The following is a 5548-nucleotide window of genomic DNA, read 5'->3' as shown; positions in this document are numbered from 1 at the left end:
ACGAAGACCGCCGACCAGATCCTCCGCTCACTCAGTAAGCTGACAAGACACTAGCTCTCTACGTCCCGCGTCAGGTCGTCCGACGCCTCCGGGCCGTCGAGGGCGCCGGCGCCTTCTTCGTCTCCCCGGGCACGAGGTCGGTGTTCGCGGTCAGCCCCGCCACAGTGTGGGCGATGAGCTTCGCTGCATTCTCGACGTCCCTGAGCGATACGATCTCGCACGGCGAGTGCATGTACCGGTTGGGGATCGAGACGAGGGCGGTCGCCATCCCGGCTCGGCTCAGCTGCATCGCGTTGGCATCTGTCCCCGTGCCGCCCGGGGCGGCCTCAATCTGGAATGGGATCTTCGCCTTCTTGGCCGTCGCGATGAGGAGGTCGAACAGCTTGGGGTTGATGTTTGGGCCCCGGGCGATCACCGGCCCCTTGCCGAGACCGATCTCCCCCAGCTTCTTCTTTTCGCCCTCTGTGCCGGGGGTGTCGGTGGTGTGGCAGACGTCCACGGCGATCCCTACGGTCGCGTCCAGGCCGTAGGCGCTCGTCCGCGCCCCGCGGAGGCCGATCTCCTCCTGCACGGTGGCCACAGCGAACACCGCGGCCTTGGGCTTGAGGGCCTTGAGGTGGCGCAGCGTTTCGAGGGCCACGACCCCCCCGATCCGGTCGTCCACGCCCCGTGCAACGAGGAGATCGTCAGAGAGGCGGGCGGGGTCATGGGCGAGAACGATCGGGTCTCCGATCTCGACCCTCTTCTGCGCCTCGGCCTTCGACTTGGCGCCGATGTCGATCCACAGGTCCTCGACTTTGACAACGTTCTTCCGGTCTTCGTCCGCAAGCAGGTGGATCGGCTTCCGGCCGATCACGCCGAGCACGCAGCCCTTCTTGGTGTGGACCCACACCCGCTGGCCGGGAAGGATTTGTGCGTCCCAACCTCCGATGGGGCGGGTGTAGAGGTACCCCGAGTCCGTGATGTGGGAGATCATGAGCCCGATCTCGTCCATGTGGCCGGCGAGCATGACCCGGGGAGCGCCAGCCTCGTTGAGGGACGCAAACGCGTTCCCGTGGAGGTCCGCCCACGTCCGCTGGGCGAACGTGGCTGCCTCTTCACGCCATACCGCCGCCGCATCGGTCTCGAACCCCGACGGGCTGATTGTGGTGAGGAATCGCTCCAGGAACGCGTACCTGCCTTTGTCCATCGTGTGCCCTCCTGTCAATGAGATGCGTCAGTCTACCACGTCGGCAGTTCGCCGCACCTTGTCAACTTCGCGCTACGGGACTATACTGCGCCTTACATGTTTGGCCCTGGGTGCAGCCGGGGACCCCGTACGGGGGGTGAGAGGCGTCCAAATGCGAGCGTGTGGAGGGAACCCGTCTGTGGATGCCGCGCGAAGGGCGGCGACGTGGAAGGCGGCTCGACAGGCTCGAAGGAGGTGACTCACATGAAGCGAGCGGCATGGTTTCTCGTGGTGCTCCTGGCATTGGGATTGGCAGCGATAGCGTCAAATCCAGTCAAGATCACATTCTGGACGCATGAAGATCCGAATCGAACCCCGCTGGAGGAGGAGTACATTCGGCGTTTCCAGGCGCTCTATCCCCACGTAACGATCGAGCGGGTGACGTACCCATCGGCGCGGATCGCCGAGGTCTTGCTGACGGCATTCGCGGCCGGCAAGGGCCCAGACATGTTCAACCTCGAGGTGAACGACGCCTACCCGTATCTGGTCATGGGGCGCGTGGCCCCGCTGCGACCGGAATGGGTGGGCTACGCGAGCGTGGACTCGATCCTCGGAGCGTATCTGGAGGGGACCCTCGATCCGGTCTACAGGGAGGGCAAGCTCTACGGGCTGCCCCTTGAGCTGACGATTTGGTCCGTGTTCGTGAACAAGAAGTACTTCCGCGAAGTCGGACTAGACCCCGACACGGACTACCCGCGCACGTGGGAGCAGATGATGGAGGTTTCGGAGAAGCTCGTCATCCGAGAAGGCGACATCATCAAGCGCCGCGGCTTCGACTTCCGCTACGGGTACTACGTGGAGTGGCTGCTGGCGATGGTGGAGCAGCTCGGGGGGGCGTTCCTGAGCCCTGATGGGCAGACGGCTGTGATCGGCGACGAGGCGTGGTTGCAGGTGCTGCGCTACATGCAGCAATGGGGCCCTTTGGGGAAGAACCTGGGATCCCCCACCTACACCCCGGCACGCAAGCTGTTCAACTACGACCGGAACGAGGTCACGATGTGTCTGACCGGGTTCTATCAGATCGCGCGGATTCGGACGGAGAACCCGGCTTTCTACGAGAGTGGCGAGTGGATGGTCATCCCGTTCCCGGTGTTCGAGAACGCGGTCACCGATGTCGCTTCTCACTACTACGGGCACTACTACATGGTCAACGCGCAGAGCTCGCTCGAGACGCAGGAATGGACCTGGCGGTTCATCGCTTACATGCTCTCGCACCCGGAGGAGTACCTCACCCGGGTGGGGTTGATCCAGCCACGAAAGGACCTCCTCGCGTCGGACGTGTATGCGGCCCAGCCGTACGGCGATGTGTTCGCTTCGGACATGGCTCGGTCTTCCCTTGTGCAGCTGCACGTAGCCAACCCGGAGTTTAAGCAGCTCCTGGACGAGGCGGTGAAAGCGGTGATGCTGCAGGGCGTGACCCCGGAGGCCGCCTTGGCAACGCTTCGCACAAAGGCCAACGAAGTTCTGGCGGAGTACAAGTAGCGTTCAGTGACCGCATGGCGGGTTAGCTGAGATAGGATGGGGGCCCGGGCGGAACGGTGCCGGGCCCTCCTGTTCTCAAAGGGGACGGGGGGTTGTGAGGAGGAGAAGGGCGAGGCGCGGGATCTGCGAGCGCCGTGGGCGGTGGGGATGGGCGTTTGTTCTGCCGAGCCTCGTGTTCTTCGGCCTGTTCAGCATCTACCCCGTTCTCAACGCGCTCTACCTCAGTTTCTTCCAGAAGCACCTCCTGTCCTCCGCCGCGCCGAGGTTCATCGGGTTCGGGAACTACCAATACCTGTTCCAGTCGCCGACTTTCTGGAACTCACTCAAGGTGACGGGCATCTTCACAGGGGGGACGTTCGCGATGCTCGTGGGCTTGAGCCTCGTGCTTGCCCTGTTCATCAGCTCACGGAAGAGGTTCCAGCGGTTCCTGCAGCTGGCGTTCTTCTCGCCGGCCGTGGTGTCCACCGTAGTGGCAGCAGCGATCTGGCTCCTCATTTTCGACCCGCGGGGGATCGCGAACCAGCTTGTGAACACCTTCGCAGGTACACCCGGCGTGGACCACAGATGGCTCGTCGCACCAGGCATGCTCCAGTTCGCAACGATGCTCGTCTACGTCTGGAAGTACGTTGGGTACTTCACGATCATCTTCATCGCCGGCATTAGCAGCATCCCCCGGTCGCTCATCGAGGCGGCACGGGTGGATGGGGCGAGCGTGTGGCAGACGTTCTGGAAGGTCACGTTCCCCCTCCTTAAACCGACCACGCTCCTCGTCTCCGTCGTAGCGATGATCCAGTGTCTGCGGACGTTCAGCACGCAGTACCTCTTCTCTCAAGCCGGGTCACCCCGCGGTCCGATTGACGTCATCACGTTGAACGTCTACCACACGGCCGTGCGAACGTTTCAGATCGGCCGGGCGAGCGCCCTGAGCATCATCCTGTTCGCGATCATGCTGTTCCTGAGCTGGCTGCAGTTCCGGGTAGCGCGTTCGGAAGAGGTGAGCTACCTGTGAGGCAAAGGAACGCCGTGCGACGCGGCCGGTCGGCACTGGCTACGGCCGGGGTGTGGCTTGTCCTGGGGGTGGTGCTCGTCTACATCCTCGGCCCCCTCGTGTTCATGGTCACCGCATCGCTCATGCCGGCGATGGAGGTGACGCGCATCCCATACCGGTGGATCCCCCAGGGCTTCCACTGGCAGAACTACTGGCAGGCGATCCGGGGGAATGATGGGCGGTTCTTCTTCGTGCGGAACATGGTCAACTCGTTGTTCGTTGCGACGACGATCACACTGAGCACGGTCGTCTTGTCCACGATCACCGGCTACGGCCTTGCCAAGTTCAGGTTCCGCGGGCGGAAGGCCGTCATGCTGCTCATTGTGGCGACAATGATGATCCCGTTCCAGGTTGTGATGATCCCCCTCTACATCATCACCACGAGTCTGGGGATGCAGAACTCGTATGCCGGCCTGATCGTCCCGTTCCTCGTGAACGCGTTCGGGGTGTTCCTCATGCGACAGTACTTGCTCACGTTTCCCGATGATATCCTCGACGCCGCCCGCATCGACGGCGCGAGTGAAGTGCAGATCCTGTGGCGCGTGGTGTTCCCCAGCAGCTGGCCTGCCATCGCCACGCTAGCCATCCTCACGTTCCGCTCCCAATGGGACAACCTTATCTGGCCGCTGTTGATCGCTCAGAGCCGCGAGATGCAGACGATCCCTATCTACATCACCCTGTTTGCCGAGGAGAAGTTCACCGATGAAGGCGCGATGATGGCGACAGCGGTGCTGGCTTCTCTCCCCATGGTGTTGCTCTTCTTCGGGCTGTCGCGGTACTTTGTAGGTGGAGCGCAGCTGTTCTCGGCGCAGAAGGGTTGACCGGTGAAGCTGGTGATCTCCGATCTGGGGGGCGTTGTGGTGGATCACGCGGACCCGGTTCCTGCCATGGCGGCGAGGTTTGGGATGACGGCGGAGGCGTTCCGGGCGCTCACTGTGGAGGACACCCATCTTCTGCTGGCGGGGGCGATCACCGCGCAGGAGTTCTGGTCTCGGTTCCGCCAGAAGACGGGCCGGGACGTCGAAGAGGAGCTTTGGGAAAAGGAATTCCGTCCGGCGCTGAACCCAGCCGTGCTGGCGCTGCTCGCCAGGGTCCGGAAACGCGTTCGGGTGGTGGCGGGGACGAACACGATGGATCCTCACTGGCCTGCGCTTCAGAGATCTGGGCTGTTCGCGTCGTTTGACGCGGTGTACGCATCTCACCAGATGGGCCTCGTCAAACCGGATCCGAGTTTCTACCGGAGGATCCTCGATGAGGAGCGATGCGACCCCGCTGAGGCGTTGTTCTTCGACGACTTACCGGAGAACGTCGCGGGGGCGCTGCGGGTCGGGGTGAGAGCGTTTCAGTTTCTCGATCCAGACACTTTGGAGGTTCATCTGCGCTCCTTCGGGCTCCTCAACGGCCAACCCTAAACCGGCGTTCCCGTGAACGAAGCCCGCTGGGCGGCGCAGCTGACCGACTCTTCGCACGGACCGTACTGAATCGGCAGACAAGGTAGGAGAAGCGCGCAGGCCATCTTCGCGTAGGCGAGATCGCTCAACGCCACTACCGCTGGCGTGCCCCCTAGCCTCGTACCACCGGTAAGTAGAGACCCGGCTCGTCTGCCGCCTCGCGCCTCTTGCGACCGTTCTCCTGCCTCCGGTGGTAGGTCGAAGGCTGGCCGCGTTCCAGAAGCGGGATCCTCACCCCGTCCCGGAACTCCTCAGACGTTCGGTACCCCAGCGCGCTGTGCGGCCGCTGTCGATTGTACCTCCGCCGCCACAGGCCGGTCTTCGCCTTCGCATCGAGGA

6 protein-coding genes are annotated in these 5548 nt (G+C 63.2%); 4 read left to right on the top strand and 2 right to left on the bottom strand.

Annotated elements, in window-relative coordinates; translation table 11 throughout:
* Positions 1–70: 70 nt before the first annotated feature.
* Positions 71–1189, bottom strand: coding sequence for a M42 family metallopeptidase (locus tag NUV94_07940; protein MCR4392668.1), 1119 nt, complete (start codon positions 1187–1189; stop codon positions 71–73).
* Positions 1190–1432: 243 nt separating this feature from the next.
* Here NUV94_07940 and NUV94_07935 point away from each other — a divergent pair, with 243 nt between their 5' ends.
* The 4 genes from NUV94_07935 to NUV94_07920 all read left to right on the top strand — a co-directional run bounded on the left by NUV94_07935 (position 1433) and on the right by NUV94_07920 (position 5170).
* Positions 1433–2710: an extracellular solute-binding protein gene (locus NUV94_07935; GenBank protein MCR4392667.1), complete on the top strand. Its 1278-nt coding sequence runs from the start codon at positions 1433–1435 to the stop codon at positions 2708–2710.
* Between the two features lie 94 nt (positions 2711–2804).
* Complete coding sequence (locus tag NUV94_07930; GenBank protein MCR4392666.1) at positions 2805–3719, top strand: sugar ABC transporter permease; 915 nt, start codon at positions 2805–2807, stop codon at positions 3717–3719.
* On the top strand, positions 3716–4579 hold the full coding sequence (locus NUV94_07925; GenBank protein ID MCR4392665.1) for a carbohydrate ABC transporter permease: 864 nt from the start codon (positions 3716–3718) through the stop codon (positions 4577–4579). The genes NUV94_07930 and NUV94_07925 overlap by 4 nt, the downstream gene beginning before the upstream one ends.
* A 3-nt stretch (positions 4580–4582) precedes the next feature.
* On the top strand, positions 4583–5170 hold the full coding sequence (locus tag NUV94_07920; protein MCR4392664.1) for an HAD-IA family hydrolase: 588 nt from the start codon (positions 4583–4585) through the stop codon (positions 5168–5170).
* 151 nt (positions 5171–5321) lie between these two features.
* Here NUV94_07920 and NUV94_07915 read toward each other — a convergent pair.
* Positions 5322–5548: transposase (locus tag NUV94_07915; protein ID MCR4392663.1), on the bottom strand; the 227-nt coding region annotated here is incomplete at its 5' end.

Source organism: Candidatus Acetothermia bacterium (assembly GCA_024653305.1).
Taxonomy (GTDB): domain Bacteria; phylum Bipolaricaulota; class Bipolaricaulia; order Bipolaricaulales; family Bipolaricaulaceae; genus JACIWI01.
This window is presented reverse-complemented; position numbering and strand designations above follow the sequence as displayed.

Coding starts and splice junctions, on each gene's coding strand:
- NUV94_07935 (MCR4392667.1), top strand. CDS start 1,433: ATGAAGCGAGCGGCATGGTTTCTCGTGGTGCTCCTGGCATTGGGATTG.
- NUV94_07940 (MCR4392668.1), bottom strand. CDS start 1,189: ATGGACAAAGGCAGGTACGCGTTCCTGGAGCGATTCCTCACCACAATC.